The sequence below is a fragment of the Sessilibacter sp. MAH3 genome, from assembly GCF_054658275.1.
Window position 1 is genome coordinate 39,976 of sequence record NZ_BAAGIE010000001.1, and the last position, 16,097, is coordinate 56,072.

Here is a 16,097-nt window from a genome sequence, read left to right on the forward strand (position 1 = left end):
CTAACATTTCGAATAGAAAAACAGAGGTGCTTTTGCACCTTTACATATCGAGGTCAATCATGGCAACCATGGATCGTACCAGTTACGCACAAATGTTTGGCCCAACAACCGGCGATTCGGTGAGGTTGGGCGATACCGAACTTTGGATTCAAGTAGAAAAAGATTTTACCGTATACGGCGATGAAGTTAAGTTTGGTGGTGGTAAGGTTATCCGCGATGGCATGGGACAAAGTCAACAAGACAATTCTGTGGCAATGGATCTAGTTATTACCAACGCCACCATTTTAGATCACTGGGGTGTGGTAAAAGCCGATGTTGGCATTAAAGACGGAAAAATTGCAGCCATCGGTAAAGCCGGAAATCCCGACGTACAAGAGTCGGTTGATATCATCATTGGCCCCGGAACCGAAGTTATTGCCGGAGAAGGCTCCATTTTGACTGCTGGTGCGATTGACGCACACATTCATTTTATTTGCCCACAGCAAGTAGAAGAAGCTTTGATGTCTGGTGTTACCACCATGATTGGCGGCGGCACCGGCCCTGCAACCGGAACAAACGCAACCACCTGTACGCCGGGGCCTTGGAATATTGGCAAAATGTTACAAGCCACCGATGCCATGCCCATGAATTTTGGTTTTCTCGGTAAAGGTAACGCCAGCAAACCAGAGGCGTTGCGCGAGCAACTAGAGGCGGGCGCTTGCGGTTTGAAATTGCACGAAGACTGGGGAACAACTCCGGCGGCTATCGATTGTTGTTTAAGTGTCGCTGATGAATACGATGTGCAAGTGGCAATTCATACCGATACATTGAACGAATCCGGTTTTGTTGACGACACGTTAGGCGCGTTTAAAAATCGCGTAATTCATACCTACCATACCGAAGGCGCCGGTGGTGGTCACGCACCAGATATTATTAAGGCAGCTTCGTTAGCCAATGTTTTACCGTCATCCACTAACCCAACGCGTCCTTACACGGTGAATACGGTTGACGAGCATTTAGACATGCTTATGGTTTGTCACCATCTCGATTCTAATATTCCTGAAGATGTCGCGTTTGCCGATTCTCGAATTCGTAAAGAAACCATCGCCGCCGAAGATATTTTTCACGATTTAGGCGCCTTCAGCATGATCTCGTCAGACTCTCAGGCAATGGGGCGCGTGGGGGAGGTTATTTGTCGAACCTGGCAAACTGCTCATAAAATGAAAGTGCAACGCGGCAGTTTAGAAGGCGATAGCGAGTATAACGATAACACGCGTGCGCGCCGTTACATCGCTAAATACACCATTAATCCTGCAATTACTCATGGCGTTTCTGAATTAATTGGTTCTATCGAAGTGGGTAAACTCGCTGATTTAGTGCTGTGGAAACCGGCATTTTTTGGTGTAAAACCCGCCATGATTTTAAAAGGTGGATTTATTGCAGCTGCGCCAATGGGTGATCCCAATGCATCCATTCCAACGCCGCAACCGGTGCATTACCGACCTATGTTTGGTGCCCAGCCCTTGGCTGCGGCAAAGTTGTCGGTAACCTTTGTTTCGCAGGCTGCCGTTAATAATAATATTGGCGAGCCACTCGGGTTACAAAGACAGCTCGTTGCCTGTAAAAACACCCGTAATATTTCTAAAGCCGACATGATTCTTAATAATTGGCAGCCGAAAATTGAGGTTGATCCGCAAACTTACGAAGTAAGAGCCGACGGTCAATTATTAACGTGTGAACCGGCAGAAAGTTTACCTCTTGCTCGCTTGTACAATCTATTTTAATGGCTCAAATATTTTAGGAATTTTATGTTAGAAATTTACGATCGTTTGGGCTTGCATTGTCACGAAGAGAAGTTTGCGACCCTAGCGTTAAATCATGATCAGCGCGATAAAGGGCGCTTGCGAACCTTTTTAGACGATGGCACCGAAGTTAGAATTTTCCTTGAACGCGGCAAGCCCTTATTGGTGGGTGAATATTTAAAAACACAATGCGGAAAAATAATTCAAGTGGTTGGCGCCGAAGAAGCTACTACTATTGCTTTTTGCGATGATTGGTTAATGTTTTCAAAGGCGTGTTATCACTTGGGAAATCGCCACGTAAAAATTCAAGTGGGGGAGTTGTGGCTACGTATCACGCCCGATCATGTACTTGAAGATATGTTGCTTCAATTAGGGCTCGCCGTCGAATCAGAATCTGCGGTGTTTATTCCAGAGAGCGGCGCCTACAGTCATGGACATCATCACCACTGATTTCGGTTTATTAAAATTAATGCAGCTAACCAGCGTAAATTTGCCGGTTGGCGGGTTTGCATTTTCGCAGGGTTTAGAAACCGCGTGTGAATTGGGTTGGGTTAAATCGTTGGATGATGCTCGAGATTGGATTGGTGTTCAAATTCAAGAATCTTTGGGCCACTTAGATTTACCCATTTTTCTACGAGCCTATGACGGTGCTGATTTAAGCAGTGATTTGACAGAGTTTAAGCGCTGGAATCGCTATATTTTAGCGAGTCGCGAAACCCAAGAGTTCCTATCGGCAGATATCGCCATGGGTGCTGCACTGAAACGCCTAATGGCTAATTTAAACATCGATTGTGCCGTTGATGGCGATATTAGTTTTGTCTGCGCATTCGCATTTTTAGCGCACTATTGGCAGATCGATAAAAAAGCGGCCTGTTTGGGATATTCGTGGACATGGTTAGAAAATCAAATCTCAGCGGCGATGAAATTGGTTCCTCTAGGGCAAAATTCTGCTCAACAATTAACTGGTTTATTGCAACCGCAACTGACCAAAACAATGGAGTTCGCTCTAACCTTATCGAACGAAGAAATAGGTTCGAGTTTAATTGGTTTATCTATAGCCAGCTCTATGCACGAAACACAATATTCAAGATTGTTTAGAAGCTAATGTTTACAAAAAACTTTAAAAAAGAATCGATTTTAGAATTTTTAAAGCTGCGAAACATTTCAAAAAATTAATGAAAAAGAATCAGAGTTAACCATATGACAACGAAACAAACTTTGCGGGTAGGTGTGGGCGGCCCGGTCGGTTCCGGTAAAACTGCGTTATTAAGATCATTGTGTTCTGCTATGCGTGATCATTATGATATAGCCGTTGTAACCAATGACATTTATACCAAAGAAGATGCTAATTTTTTAACAAAACATGAAGCATTATCCGCTGATCGTATTATTGGTGTTGAGACCGGCGGTTGCCCGCATACTGCAATTCGTGAAGATGCATCAATGAATTTAGCGGCAATCGATGAGTTAATCGCGCGACATGGAAATTTAGACGTGGTGTTTGTCGAAAGTGGTGGCGATAATCTCAGCGCAACCTTTAGCCCAGAGCTTTCAGATTTAACTCTTTATGTTATCGATGTTTCTGCTGGTGATAAAATTCCGCGCAAAGGTGGTCCAGGAATCACAAAGTCAGATTTATTAATTATTAATAAAACCGACTTGGCTCCCTTGGTTGGAGCCTCACTGGATGTGATGGATCATGATGCCAAAGCCCAGCGTGGTGACAGGCCGTTCGTATTTTCTAATTTAAAATCGGGTGAAGGATTATCGACAATACTTCAGTTTATTGTTAACGCGGGCATGTTAGAAGAAAAAGCCATTTTTTAAGAAAAGGCGTGTTACAATCAAATCGGTGGGCTAGATTTATAAAATTAAGGTAATAAGACGATGGCGTTTTCGACACTAAAATTTTTGAAAAAGGCAGTTTTTAAAAAAATTAAGAAAGCTTTTAATCCAATTTTGGCATTAGTGGTAACAAGCTTTCCAGCGTTGGTTTTTGCTCACCCAGGTCACAGTGCCGAAGGTAGTTTGATGCATTCTTTCGAACACGGAGTTTGGGCCATTACCGTGTTAGCATTGGTTGGTATTTTTTACGCGGTTGCGTTGTTTGCAAAATCTTTAGCGTCCAACAAAAACTAATTGTACTCCTATTGGTTTATTTCCCGCAGACGCTTACTCTTTGATCAGCTTTTCGTAGGAGTTTAATGGAATTTTTGTTCCAGAATGTAGCTTACGAAAAGTTGATTACTGTAGCTTAATGTTTTTCATGGAATTACCGCCCATTCCTCCTGATTTGTAATTCAGACTTATTCCATTCCGTAATTTTTCTTAAAATCCATTCCTCTTTTAATAGAGTCAATACTGGCGTCCGTGCCTTTAAAACTCCTATAGAATTTCTATTTTTACTTCTGAACTAACGTTTTTAAGAAGCTCTGATTAACTCTTTTTAATTTCAATAAATGGATCGTATTGGGTATTAGCGACTTGTTTATTAAGAGTAGAGACGTTGACATAATCAGAGCTTCCTATTTGTTAGTGCTGATTTTCTCTAACATTACTGACAGGCGCATCCTTGATTTAATTTTTATTCATCCCTGATTTTTTCGAAAGTCTATAACCTATAATTAAACCATCCATAGATTAATTAAAGGTTAGATATTTCAAACTGTGTACTTGCAAAACAATGCAAAAAAATTCTAGTTAAATCATTCACGTTTAAATCGGCAGTTTTAACTTAATAGAATATTTTTGTACCTCTGGAAAAATTAAATGTTGTTAAAGTTTCCCAGATTTAAAACGCGTATTTTTTAAATTTAACGACACCTTGTAAAAATATTAACGATGTTACAAATACAGGTGCCGTTAAAATATTGAATTTATTCAGACTGGTTTGTGGTTACGGTTCGAGTCGTGGTAGATGTATGACTCTGACCTTGGGCATCGATAAATTCTTTATTTTTAGTGACGGTACCAGAGTCTTTATCATAACTGGCATTAGTATTTTTACTTACTGTGTTGCCCTGAATACCGGTTCGGCTGCTACTTGTGGTGTAACCGTCGTCTGTACGTGTTGCTTGACTGGTTCTGGAATAGCTTTCACCGTTTAAACGGGTTCCATTCACAGTTTTGGTAGCTGTTTGAGTGTCTTGATCAACGCTAACTTCTTTAACACGAGATTTGCTCTGGCCATTTGGTAGGGTTGCCGATCGAGATTTGGTGAAACCATTTTCTGTAGTTTGACGTTGTACATTGCGGTTAAAAGTTCCGTTCGCCGTTGTACGCGACTGATTTACATTGAAATTTTTGCCTTTACCAAGTGCAAAGCTTTGAGATGAAGAAAACGCAAGTGCGGTAACGAGTGATAATAGAATTAATTTTTTCATGATAGCCCCTCTGGCTTTGTGTATTTACAACTTACAGGGCTAAAAACGCAAAAAAATACGTTAGGTTGACATAAGAAATGAAAAATTTTAGGAAGCTCGACTTTGTAGATAAAGTCTGTACTCAAAAGCTGGAGGTTAAATCTATAAAAAAAAGGGAGCTGTGCTCCCTTTTTAAAAGACGTACGCGGTTATTAACAACCTAGGTTGTCGCGTAATAAACCAGTTCTTGCTTCGAAGGTTGAAGCGCCGCTTAAGTTCGGGAATAGATTTAAGCGCGAGCGGAATTCAACTTCATCGATGGTAACTTGTTGGAAACAGAAGTTCGCACTGCGTGGAGTAGTTTGCTCCATGATGAATGCAGCGGTTTGAATGTTACCGTTAACGTTGGTGTAAAGAACTTTCCAGTAGCCGCTTGGGATACGGTGGCTTTCGTCGGCATTTGGTAGGCTTGCAAAGAAGAATTCATACAAAGGACCGGTTAATACGAATACTTCGCTGAAGCCGCCGGTTTGTACCAATCGACGTACGCGATCTTCCAAGATGTTCCATGGACCTTGGTTAAGACCAGCGGCTTGTGGTGTTACGTTTGATAGGTAGTTAAGAACTTCAAAGTTTGAAAAAGCACCCAGAGACGCAAGTGGAGCTTGGTGACCACGATCGGTACCGATTTGTACAGCTGCGCCATCGTAGTCGTTTGGTTCAAGAGTACGGCTTGGGAACAATATTGGGTCTGCACGGAAATTACGTGAGCGACCGCCTTGGATGGTGCTTGGAGTAATACGGTAAGCAACCCAGTCAGCAAATTTGGTGGTGGCATTGTTGCTTAAAGTGTAAGGATCACGAAATACTACAAAGTTCGAACTTGGTGTGCCAGAAGGGCAAGAGCCTGGGCAATGTTGAGAGTTAACAGCAAAAACTTCGGTTGAAGCTAAGAAAAAAGACAAGACAAGTAACAACTTTTTCACTTTGATTACCCTACTTTGGTGTTAAAGGAGAGTAAACATTCGCATTAATTGGTTAAGCTTGCTTTTATTTATTGTGAAATAAATATTAAAAAAAGTGTATTTGTGACGAGCTTATCATTTTTTGAAGGTGCATTCCGGCGACATTTGTAGAGATTCCCCGAATATTTATTTTTGCAAAAGCTGCAAATAAATTTCGTTAATATTCGAGATTTAACCGATTAAAATAGCTTGTCGCAGTGAGAAAAGTCGTGCGTTTTTAGGCTGTAAATGTAAGGAGTTTATTCCGATAAGAACGTGTTAGCAGGGCTGAAAAAGTTACCGAATTAACCGATTTTGGTTGTCGATAATATTATTGATACCTTTTTTGTCGATATGAATCAACTTAAAAATATAAAGCTATTTTTACTTTATTGTTTTGTATTTTGAAATAATTAGACCATCAGCAACGGTTTGCAGGAATTCTGGCTTTTTACGGTTTGGTTCTCGTAGATTTTTTAAACAACGAATAAAATTGTCGATGGCAAGCGGTGCCATCGACAACTTATAGAATATGCGCGGTTAAGGGTTAAGCCAAATGCGCCTCATGGGGCTGGCTAACTCGTTTTTTACTAAGTTGAGTTAGGCTTTTTTCGACCGCCCTTAATATGAGTCGTCGACTAATCACTCCCACAAGTCGATTATCACTGTTTGTTACTGGGTAAACCTTGGGTTTTGCCCCCAACATTTGTTGAGCCAAACTGAGCAAATCACTGTCTTCTTTCACCGACAATACATCGGTCTTCATGATGTCTTTTACTTGAGCGACACGTTGATTGTAATAGATTACTTGAATAGCTGCTCCCAGGCAGTCTTGTTCAGATATCCAGCCAATAACGTCTCCGGAATCGTTAACTACTGGCCCGCCAATGACTTCATGTTTAACCAACTCTTTTACCGCTTCTACAACTAAATCATCTTCGTGGAACTTTACAAAATCTGTGGTCATAAAATCGGAAACTTTAAGTGATTCCATTTGCAGTGTCCTCTGTCTGGTCGGTGGCGTTAAATTAATGAAGTTGCCATAGAGATTCAGCGCCGTTTGTTTATCTTTTTATGTGCGGCGTACTTACAGTTTTGCTCATGAATTTAGTTTGTGCCAGTTATCTCAAATTCAATGGATTCAAAAATCAACTGCAACTTTCTTTAAACTAAATCTAATAAGGTGAAAGGATCATAACGAGTTAAGAACGGTGTTATTTGATCTAGGGCCTGCTGAATACAAATGTCTCAAACAGCTTTGATTGATTGTTAAAGACTGTGAGGTGAATACGATTTTTTTAAGCAGTGCTTTTGTAAAAACTTGTCTCTAGCTAGACAAAGTTTTTATAGATTAAAGGATATTCTTCTGTTCTGGTAATAAGTAAAAAGGATAAAAATATAATTTCTGTTCATCTTTTGTGATAGATCTATAAGCCGATGTTTGGATGACGTATCTTGAACGATAATTTAAATGAATTCGAATATTGCATAATGTAATTTACCCATTATTCCAATCGGATATTTACAAAGATTCTGTTTGAAATTGGATCACAAATTTGACGTGCATTTTTAAAACGACCCAATTAAGGGAGATTTTTACGTCGTTGAGTTGCGATATTTTTTATTCTAATCGGAACTATTAGTTCTTTTGATAGTTATATTCGAGGCTTTGTAGCAGTATTTGCGGCGTAGAATATTTTGAATGAGACCTACATGTTAAATTTGCGTGATATTTACGCCGATTCACCGTAGTAACGTCATGCTCTAGCGGCTGTTATGCCAGTTTGAAATTACCCATTAATTAATATAGAAAGTAATGGTATTCCACTTCTTGTCTGAACGCGATTGATCATAGTAAGTTGAAGGCAAGGAGTGATGTTGAATACGGCGACAGCATGCTTAGTTTTTTTAGACATTAGTGTTTTGTAATTTTGCGATTTGAATCGATTCAGATTTTTTGAAGAAATATTCTGAAGTTTTTTCTAGGAAGTCCGCCCAATTTCTTTGACGCATATACGTTTTAGTTAGCGAACTTTGAAAATCTATACGCTGGTGTTTGGTTTAATAATTGAAATTAAGTCTTTTTTATTCAGTAGATTAGACAGAGTTAACAGTTTGATAACTTGGCGCGAAATGAACAACGAATGCGCTATTCCCTTAGATATAATGATGTTATCAACTGTTCCAGTTTTCTGAGTATTGTTCATACCAAACAGTACTTGAAGAGTTTATTTTTTTGGAAGCCCCCTCAAATGAACGCGAAGTATTTAGCAAGCTGTGCAAGTCTATTGTTGTTAGCGGTGCATGGAGCGTCGGCCCAATTCGTTAACCAACCTCAAACCCCTGGAGAGCTGATCAGTAAGTCGCATCCTGAGTTGGGTCGGTTAACCACTATCGAAATCTTAGGCGATTTAATCATCGCCATTCCTGAAATCCCCTCGTCAACACCAGAAGGCGACTTTGTTGTTCGAGCAATTGATATTTCAGATCCCAAAAACCCTGTCACCGTAAATACTTTCGGTATGACACGCTCACCGATCCTTGCCCATGGTACTTATAAAAGAGGCAACGAAGTTTATTTAGGTGGTTTTCCCAATGACGCAGTTCGTTTAGAGCCCGATGGTTCGGTCGTTCACGCCAAATGGACTGGTCCAGATGCGCATTTCAACAAGAGCGGCATGATGCATCCTTGGGCGGCCAGACATTGGTGGAGTTACGGTGAGGTTTCTGGTTTATCGTGGTTGCAGCTTGACGGTGAAGTTACCGCAGAGTGGGATCACCTCGGTTTAACGGGTGTTATTGGTTTCCCATCTTTTATGGGTAACCTAATGTTGTATTCTTCAGACCAAACCTTTTCAGGTATGGCTGCTTATGATGTTAGTGATCCAACCAATCCAGTATTGTTGGACGTTCTTAAACTTCCAGATACTCATCCTACAATCACAATCCCGCGCTTTATTAATGGTCAAAATGTAAACGTTCCTGCTCCTTACGGATTGGGTGGTTACTGGAGTGAAATCTACGGCCACTATATGGTGTTTGCCCGTCGCGGTGATAACCCAGGTGTTCAGGTTGTTGATTTCTCTGATCCAACTAACCTACGAGTGCATTGCGAAGTTTTCTACCGAGATCCAGCACGTAATCTCGTCATGGATACGGCGATTGGCTCAAGCTACATGGGCTTCCAGGACGAGTTTATCTTCTCTGAGCAGCTCAAAATTAATGTAGAGACCTGTGAAGCGCAGTTGCTGTTTAAAGAGATCGAAAACGAACTTGAAACCAGTCAATATTCTCGTCCTCTTGGTAATATGATGTTGTCAGGCGGTGGTCATAACTATTTGATTGAAGGTCGTGGCATCGCTTCGGGTGGTTTGGGTATTTGGGCTCATCAAGCAGAACCTGACACTCGTCCACCGTTTGTTGCCTACCATATTCCTAAGCGTGATCAGACCAACTATCCGCTAATGGCTCCAATCTCGTTCATGATTCCGGAGACCTTGCGCACCGAAAACATTGTTGTGGGCGAAAATATTCGTTTAACCGAAGTGGGTGGTGACCAAGTACCTGTTGATTATTTGTTATCGCATACTGGTGTGCTAACGGTTGATCCACTTGAGCTTTTGAAACCCGATACAACCTACGAAATGACTTTGGTTGGTATTGAAGACGCCGTTCATAACCCGATGGAAGAATTTACCTTCCGCTTCTCTACCGGTAGTGAGGTTCAATCAGCTGTTCCGGTGATCCGTAATGTACGCTTGTCTGCGGCGACGCTTCTTCCGAACGATCCTGTAACCGTGACCGTTGATGCCGTAGACGCAGATGGTGATAGCTTGGAGTATCGTTTCCGTCGCTCTGCGGGTGAAGCATACGGACCTTGGTCTTCTGCGAGTTCTGCGACTTTTACCTACGCAGATCTGGGCAATTTTTCAATCAACGTTCAGGTTCGTGATCCGTCGAATAATATCGCTACGTCTGTTACTAACGTAGCTGTTGTTGAGACCTTATTGACGCAAGAAACAACGCTTTCCAGTTCTCCTTTAGCGCTTTCATTTGACGGCGCTTACGTATGGGTCGCAAACCCCGACAACGACACAATTGCTCAGCTGGCGATTGATACACACGAAAAATCCAGTGTCGGTGAGGTTTTTGTTGGTAAAGATCCACGCAGTCTTGCTACAGATACTGAGGGCCGTCTATGGGTTACTCTTCACGATGACGATGCCATAGCCGTTTTAGACTCTGCGGGTAATAGGCTGGAAACCATCGAGACTGGTTATGGTAGTGCGCCATTTGGTGTGGTGGTAAGTCGTGCGGGAGATTTTGCCTACGTTTCTCTGTACAACTCAGGAAAAATCGTCAAAGTCGATACAACAACCATGACCATTGTTGCTGAGACCACTCAAAAGCTTCCTACTGTTAAAGCGTTAGCGCTAACCGAAGACGGTACTCGCTTAGTTGCCACGCGATTTATCTCTGATGACAACTGGGGTGAGGTTTGGATTGTTGATACCGCAACTATGGCGATTCAACGTACCGTTAAACTCGATCAGAACCTTGTACCTGACCAGATTGATAACGGTCGCGGTGTTCCCAACTACATTGGCAGTGTTGTCATCGACTCAGAAGCACGCTTTGCCTACGTTGCTGGTAAGAAAGATAACACCGGCAGTGGCCTAGTTAACGGCAACCCAGACTTGGATGACGACAACACTGTTCGTACCTTTGCGGCGCAAATTGATCTTACTTCTGGGCTTGAATTGCGTGAAAGTCGTATCGACTTCGATAACGCCGATTCTCCCTCTGCATTAACCTTGGTTGGTGACGATCAATATTTATTAGTAGCAATGCAAGGTGGCAATCAAGTGTTTGTGGTTAACCGAGATGGCGCAACCGGTGCGCTGGGTGTTTCCGCCAGCCGAATTGCCAGTGGTCTTGCTCCTCAAGGTTTATTGTTCGATGGTCTAACTGAGCAATTAATGGTGAAAAACTTCACTGAGCGCACCGTGACATTTGTCGATTTGAGCAATTTCTTGCGTGGTAGCATTGTGAATCCTGCGAGCGATTCGGTGAGTACTGTAGCTAACGAAGTGCTTTCCGATGAAGTTCTGCTTGGTAAGCAAATTTTTTACAGTGCCGTTTTAGACCTAAATACCGGTAGCGAAAACCGTGCAAAAACCAGCGCCGAAGGCTATTTGAGTTGTGCGACCTGTCACTTAGATGGCGACCAAGATGGCCGTGCTTGGGACTTTACTGGCCGCAACGAAGGTGTGAGAAACAACATTACCTTAAATGGTCGCATGGGTGCTCGTTTCGGATTTATGCACTGGTCGGGTAACTTTGACGAAGTGCACGATTTCGAAATCGATATCCGTGAGCGTTTTGTTGGACGCGGTTTGATGACCGACGAACAATACGAAGCAACCGGTGCGGATAATCCAATGATCAGCAGTAAAGCCGGTGTCAGCTCAGATCTAGATGCTTTGGCAGCTTATGTTGAAAGTCTTGGTAAAGACTCATTGGCTCGCAGTCCCTACCGTGATCCCGTTACTGGTCAAATGACCGAGCAAGCGCTGCGTGGTCGTGAAGTATTTGAGTCAGCCGGTTGTGTTCAATGTCATAGTCCAATCGCTAACGGAGATGGATTCTTTGATGTAGGTGCGTTTACCGATGGCCAAATCCACAACATTGGTACTACTCGTAGTTACTCTGGTTCACGTTTAGGCGAAGAATTACCAGGCATTAAAACTCCTTCTTTGCTCGGCGTATTTAAATCTGCACCTTACTTACATGATGGCAGTGCGCCTGATTTGGAATCTGTATTTACAGGCATAGGTGGACAAGTTATCGAAGCTGAAAGCTTGAGCTCTTCCGGTTCTGCAGTACAGGTTGTTCCAGAATCATTTTCATACCTACGTGGTGGTGCAGGTGTTCGCCTTAGTGGTAATGGTAGCTTGTCGATCTCAGCGGCTTCTCCAGGCGCACCATTTAATGGATTTGTGCGTGTTCGTTACGGTTCGGTAACTCAGCCCGCTAACTTGAAGTTGACAATTAATGGTCAAGAGTTGGTTAGAGCCTTAGAAGTACTACCAACAGTTGGCGGTGAAGATGTTAACTTCCGTGAAACCACCTTCTCAGCGGCATTTATCGGTAATCAGCAAAATGCCACTCTGTCGATAGAATCTACCGACGGTACCGCTTCTGCGGTGATTGATACCATTACCGTTTCAACCAGAGATGCTGTGACTAACGCGGCACCGCATTTAGCGTTTAACTCATTAAGTTCTACGGAAAAAGATGAGCTTCTAGCGTTCGTCATGCAGTTAGATACTCAAAATGCTGCCCAAGATGATGTTGATCTAGGTATTGTTACAACTATTGTTGAATCAACTGAAAACCCCAACCCAGGCAATGGGAACGGTGGCAATGCTTCTACTGGCGAGACCGAAACTGAAAGTACCGGTGGTTCTAACCCAGTGTCACCTACCAACGAAGAACCCGGAGTTGCTGGAAGTAGCGATAGTGGTTCTGGTTCCTACGGAGCATTCGCCTTGTTACTACTTCCACTGTTGTTGTTGCGACGTAGAAGACAACAAGTTCACTAATCAGCGGTAATGATTAATAAAAAACCCAGCGAGAGCTGGGTTTTTTATTGGCGGTTAGAAACATCATTAAAATCAATCATCATCACTTTACTGTTTAAAGATTTGATTTTTCATCAGATTTGAACGTTAAAAAGTATTTCGATCAATCTCATTGAGCAGACTTTGGAATTTAATCGCGGTGTTTCTAGGTTAGAGAAATAATAGGAAACTCTGACTTACCTAGAGGTTCCAGTGACACAAGAATGTGTCGCCAGTTTCAAGAACAGTAAGAGATTGAAATTGTGAAGAAATTGATTAAATCAGGGACGACTTAGTCAGTGGTTCTAATAATTAGATTATGAAGTTGGTTTTTGTAGCGCCTTAGTAATTGTTGATCAACAATTTACCACTTTAAATATTTACCTAATTTATCTCGCCATGAAATATTGCTTATTTATACTTTGTTTATTCGGGTTACCTTGTTACGGAGAAGTTGATCTCGTTAAGGTCGATAAATCCGAGCGTAAAATGTATTTGTTATCGAATGGCAATATAGTTAAGGAATTTAAAATCGCTTTGGGTGCAAGCCCAGAAGGTCACAAACAGCAGGAAGGTGACGAGCGAACTCCCGAAGGTAATTACGTTTTAGATTACATTAAAGAGGATTCTGCTTTTTACAGAGCAATGCACATTAGCTATCCCAATAAAAACGATATGAGCAACGCAAAAGCCAACGGTGTTTCACCGGGCGGATTTATTATGATTCATGGGCAGAAAAACGGTTTTGGTTGGCTAAGTTTCTTAAGTCAAAATTTTGATTGGACCAACGGCTGTATAGCTCTTACAAATTCAGAGATGGATGAATTTTTGGAATTGGTTGAAGAGGGTACAGATATTCAAATTGATTGGTGACGCTTCTTGTAAATCCACATTCGGCTATTACCCGTGCACAGCTATCTTGCCAATTGATAAGTTAATTATGCTAAACCCTAGCATAATAAGTAGTGCATTGAGAAAGATCTGCGTAATATCTGCTCGCATTGGCGTGCAATTTAAAGAGTACAAATCGCCTAAAAATATTGACTGGCGATCAGGAGCTTCAAAATATTTTTTTAATTTCCTTTTATTAACTATTACCAATCCACAAATTGGATGTGTTTTTTCTGTCTCGTAGAAAAATAATGAGTTTTGAATTTATGGTCATCCATAAAAAAACCGCTCTTTCGAGCGGTTTTTCAGTCAACGCAATATCACACTGTCTTAGTTAAGATCAGCTTCCAAGCTAACTCCAGAGTACGTGGAGAATGCATGGATACTTACATACCAAGTACCAGCAGCTGGGCTATTGATTGTACAGCTTTCGTTGTTGCCATTTAGGAATGGGCGACAATTAAAGGTAGATGTGGTTGGTTGGCTACCAAATCTTACGTACAAGTCAGCATCGCCTGTGCCGCCAAACATAGACGCGTTCAGGCTTGAGGTACCAGCAGGAACCTGAATGGTGTAGTGGCGCCAAGTGTTGGTGCTACCTGAAAGGTTTGATTGACTGATGCTCGCCGAGCCTCCAGCTGGAGCAGTGAAGCTACCGGTCAGAGATACGCCAGAGAACGTGCTGAATGCGCGAACCAAAACATGGTAAGTACCGGCTTGAACATTGGTGATGTTACAAGTCTCGTTGTTACCGTTTAGGAACGGACGACAATCAAATGTGCTAGTCGTTGGAGCAGAGCCGAAACGAACGTAAAGGTCAGCGTCGCCTGTACCGCCAGCGATATTGAAGCTTAGGCCAGTTGCGCCAGCAGGAACTTCAAGTGTGTAACGAATTTCAGTGCCAGTTGCACCAGAAAGACCAGTAACTGCAACGCCGTTGGTTAGAGTAGAACCGCCGGTGCCGCCACCGCTACCGCCGCCAGAAGCCATAGCAACTGCCGCCGCTGCGTTTACGATACCAACACCACAACCGCTACAAGTGCCTGGGAAAGGACGTGCAGTTGCTTTCAGGATAGATTCTACTTCGTCTGGAGTGATACCTGGATCAACCGCGTAAAGTAACGCTGCTGCACCAGCAACGTGAGGCGTTGCCATACTGGTACCTTGGTAAAACGCATAGGTATCAGAGCCAGGAGTAGTAGTACCAGTGTTTAGCGTAGAAAGCACACCATTACTGGTTGTAGTGGTCTCGCCACCAGGAGCAGCCACATCAACTAGGTTACCGAAGTTTGAGTAGAACGCTTTGCTACCGTTGCGGTTAGTTGCAGCTACAGCAATAACGCCGTTACAGTTTGCAGGGTTAGCGTTAGAGACGTTAACGTTAGAGTTACCAGCAGCAACAACAACAGTAGTACCCAAAGAGCGAGCTGTGTTGATCGCAGCTTGAGTGGTTGCGCTACAAGCACCGCTGCCACCTAGACTCATGTTAAGTACGTTTGCCGGGTTAGCGTTGGCTGGTAGACCACTAACGGTGCCACCTGCACCCCAGATGATGCCGTCAGCGATATCGGAGGTGAAACCACCACAACGGCCTAGTACACGAATAGGCACAACCTTGGCGGTATAAGCAACACCAGAAACACCAACGCCGTTGTTACCAACTGCCGCAACCGTACCTGCTACGTGAGTACCGTGCCAAGAACTGTTGCTGGCTGGGCTACCGGCACCACAAGCACCCGCTGGTTCCCAGTCGCCTTGGTCGCGAGCATCACTGTCACGACCATTACCGTCTTGGGCGGTAGTCGCGTCAGAAATCATGTCATAACCTGGAAGAATGTTAGGAGCAAGGTCGGCGTGAGGGCGGTAACCCGTATCGATAACACCAACCACAGCGCCAGTACCGGTAGTTACATCCCAAGCCGCAGGTAGGTTTAGACCACCGGTAGACTCAAAGTAGTGCCATTGTTCGTTGTAACGAGGATCATTTGGAGTCGCCAAAGGATGCATTAGTAAGTCTGGTTCAGCGTATTCAACATTTGGATCGGTCATGATTTCGCTGATGATTGAATCGATTTCTTTTTGCGATTTGAAACCGTCCATTTTTAACAATTGGCCACCGGTCGATAAACGACGCATATGCTCAAAGGTAGTGCCAGTGGCGCGACCCATACGGTTGACTTGAACAGTGCTCATGGTTTCTGCACTGGCAAGCTCAGACGAGTCTTTGTACTTAACAATAATGCGGTTAGTAACAGATTGTGATTGAGCAGGAGTAGCAAAAGCTTGTTCGAATTCAGGCATAGCTGCGAAGCTTAGGCTTGATGCAGCAGACAAAGCCACGGCGCTGATTGCAAATGCAAGGCGCTTAGATGACTTTTGCCATGATTTTTTAATGACGGGTAACATAACTGTCCTCATAACATGGTCTAACATTGT

The 16,097-nt window shown here is 43.0% G+C and carries 11 protein-coding genes; 7 read left to right on the forward strand and 4 right to left on the reverse strand.

Annotated features, from left to right (window positions below):
- The first annotated feature begins 59 nt into the window (after positions 1 to 59).
- The 5 genes from ureC to ACYQ2C_RS00235 all read left to right on the forward strand — a co-directional run bounded on the left by ureC (position 60) and on the right by ACYQ2C_RS00235 (position 3,920).
- Positions 60 to 1,763, forward strand: coding sequence for an urease subunit alpha (ureC, locus tag ACYQ2C_RS00215; RefSeq protein ID WP_460098828.1), 1,704 nt, complete (start codon positions 60 to 62; stop codon positions 1,761 to 1,763).
- A 24-nt stretch (positions 1,764 to 1,787) separates the two neighbouring features.
- Entirely contained in the window at positions 1,788 to 2,231 is a 444-nt protein-coding gene (gene ureE / locus ACYQ2C_RS00220; protein WP_460048878.1) for an urease accessory protein UreE, read from the forward strand.
- Positions 2,212 to 2,886, forward strand: a complete 675-nt coding sequence (locus ACYQ2C_RS00225; protein ID WP_460098831.1) for an urease accessory protein UreF — start codon at positions 2,212 to 2,214, stop codon at positions 2,884 to 2,886. The genes ureE and ACYQ2C_RS00225 overlap by 20 nt, the downstream gene beginning before the upstream one ends.
- A gap of 95 nt (positions 2,887 to 2,981) precedes the next feature.
- Positions 2,982 to 3,608 (forward strand): urease accessory protein UreG, encoded by a 627-nt coding sequence (gene ureG, locus ACYQ2C_RS00230; RefSeq protein WP_460048876.1) that lies wholly within the window; start codon positions 2,982 to 2,984, stop codon positions 3,606 to 3,608.
- A 60-nt stretch (positions 3,609 to 3,668) separates the two neighbouring features.
- On the forward strand, positions 3,669 to 3,920 hold the full coding sequence (locus tag ACYQ2C_RS00235) for a hypothetical protein (protein ID WP_460098835.1): 252 nt from the start codon (positions 3,669 to 3,671) through the stop codon (positions 3,918 to 3,920).
- 737 nt (positions 3,921 to 4,657) lie between these two features.
- On the opposite strand, the gene ACYQ2C_RS00240 is transcribed toward ACYQ2C_RS00235, so the two are convergent.
- The 3 genes from ACYQ2C_RS00240 to ACYQ2C_RS00250 all read right to left on the reverse strand — a co-directional run bounded on the left by ACYQ2C_RS00240 (position 4,658) and on the right by ACYQ2C_RS00250 (position 7,141).
- The gene (locus ACYQ2C_RS00240) at positions 4,658 to 5,164 is read right to left on the reverse strand and encodes a hypothetical protein (RefSeq protein ID WP_460098838.1); all 507 of its coding nucleotides are present in this window, start codon (positions 5,162 to 5,164) and stop codon (positions 4,658 to 4,660) included.
- A gap of 191 nt (positions 5,165 to 5,355) precedes the next feature.
- Positions 5,356 to 6,129 (reverse strand): DNA/RNA non-specific endonuclease, encoded by a 774-nt coding sequence (locus ACYQ2C_RS00245; protein ID WP_460098841.1) that lies wholly within the window; start codon positions 6,127 to 6,129, stop codon positions 5,356 to 5,358.
- 565 nt (positions 6,130 to 6,694) lie between these two features.
- Complete coding sequence (locus ACYQ2C_RS00250; protein WP_460048868.1) at positions 6,695 to 7,141, reverse strand: CBS domain-containing protein; 447 nt, start codon at positions 7,139 to 7,141, stop codon at positions 6,695 to 6,697.
- 1,258 nt (positions 7,142 to 8,399) lie between these two features.
- On the opposite strand from ACYQ2C_RS00250, the gene ACYQ2C_RS00255 reads away from it, so the two are divergent.
- Complete coding sequence (locus ACYQ2C_RS00255; RefSeq protein WP_460098843.1) at positions 8,400 to 12,752, forward strand: Ig-like domain-containing protein; 4,353 nt, start codon at positions 8,400 to 8,402, stop codon at positions 12,750 to 12,752.
- A 417-nt stretch (positions 12,753 to 13,169) separates the two neighbouring features.
- Complete coding sequence (locus ACYQ2C_RS00260) at positions 13,170 to 13,643, forward strand: L,D-transpeptidase family protein (RefSeq protein WP_460098846.1); 474 nt, start codon at positions 13,170 to 13,172, stop codon at positions 13,641 to 13,643.
- A 348-nt stretch (positions 13,644 to 13,991) separates the two neighbouring features.
- Here ACYQ2C_RS00260 and ACYQ2C_RS00265 read toward each other — a convergent pair whose 3' ends face one another.
- On the reverse strand, positions 13,992 to 16,067 hold the full coding sequence (locus ACYQ2C_RS00265; protein WP_460098848.1) for a S8 family peptidase: 2,076 nt from the start codon (positions 16,065 to 16,067) through the stop codon (positions 13,992 to 13,994).
- Between the last annotated feature and the right edge of the window lie 30 nt (positions 16,068 to 16,097).

Excerpts from the sequence above, each read along its gene's own strand:
- ureC (WP_460098828.1), top strand. The coding sequence starts at position 60 with ATGGCAACCATGGATCGTACCAGTTACGCACAAATGTTTGGCCCAACA.
- ureE (WP_460048878.1), top strand. The coding sequence starts at position 1,788 with ATGTTAGAAATTTACGATCGTTTGGGCTTGCATTGTCACGAAGAGAAG.
- ACYQ2C_RS00225 (WP_460098831.1), top strand. The coding sequence starts at position 2,212 with ATGGACATCATCACCACTGATTTCGGTTTATTAAAATTAATGCAGCTA.
- ureG (WP_460048876.1), top strand. The coding sequence starts at position 2,982 with ATGACAACGAAACAAACTTTGCGGGTAGGTGTGGGCGGCCCGGTCGGT.
- ACYQ2C_RS00235 (WP_460098835.1), top strand. The coding sequence starts at position 3,669 with ATGGCGTTTTCGACACTAAAATTTTTGAAAAAGGCAGTTTTTAAAAAA.
- ACYQ2C_RS00240 (WP_460098838.1), bottom strand. The coding sequence starts at position 5,164 with ATGAAAAAATTAATTCTATTATCACTCGTTACCGCACTTGCGTTTTCT.
- ACYQ2C_RS00250 (WP_460048868.1), bottom strand. The coding sequence starts at position 7,141 with ATGGAATCACTTAAAGTTTCCGATTTTATGACCACAGATTTTGTAAAG.
- ACYQ2C_RS00255 (WP_460098843.1), top strand. The coding sequence starts at position 8,400 with ATGAACGCGAAGTATTTAGCAAGCTGTGCAAGTCTATTGTTGTTAGCG.
- ACYQ2C_RS00260 (WP_460098846.1), top strand. The coding sequence starts at position 13,170 with ATGAAATATTGCTTATTTATACTTTGTTTATTCGGGTTACCTTGTTAC.
- ACYQ2C_RS00265 (WP_460098848.1), bottom strand. The coding sequence starts at position 16,067 with ATGTTACCCGTCATTAAAAAATCATGGCAAAAGTCATCTAAGCGCCTT.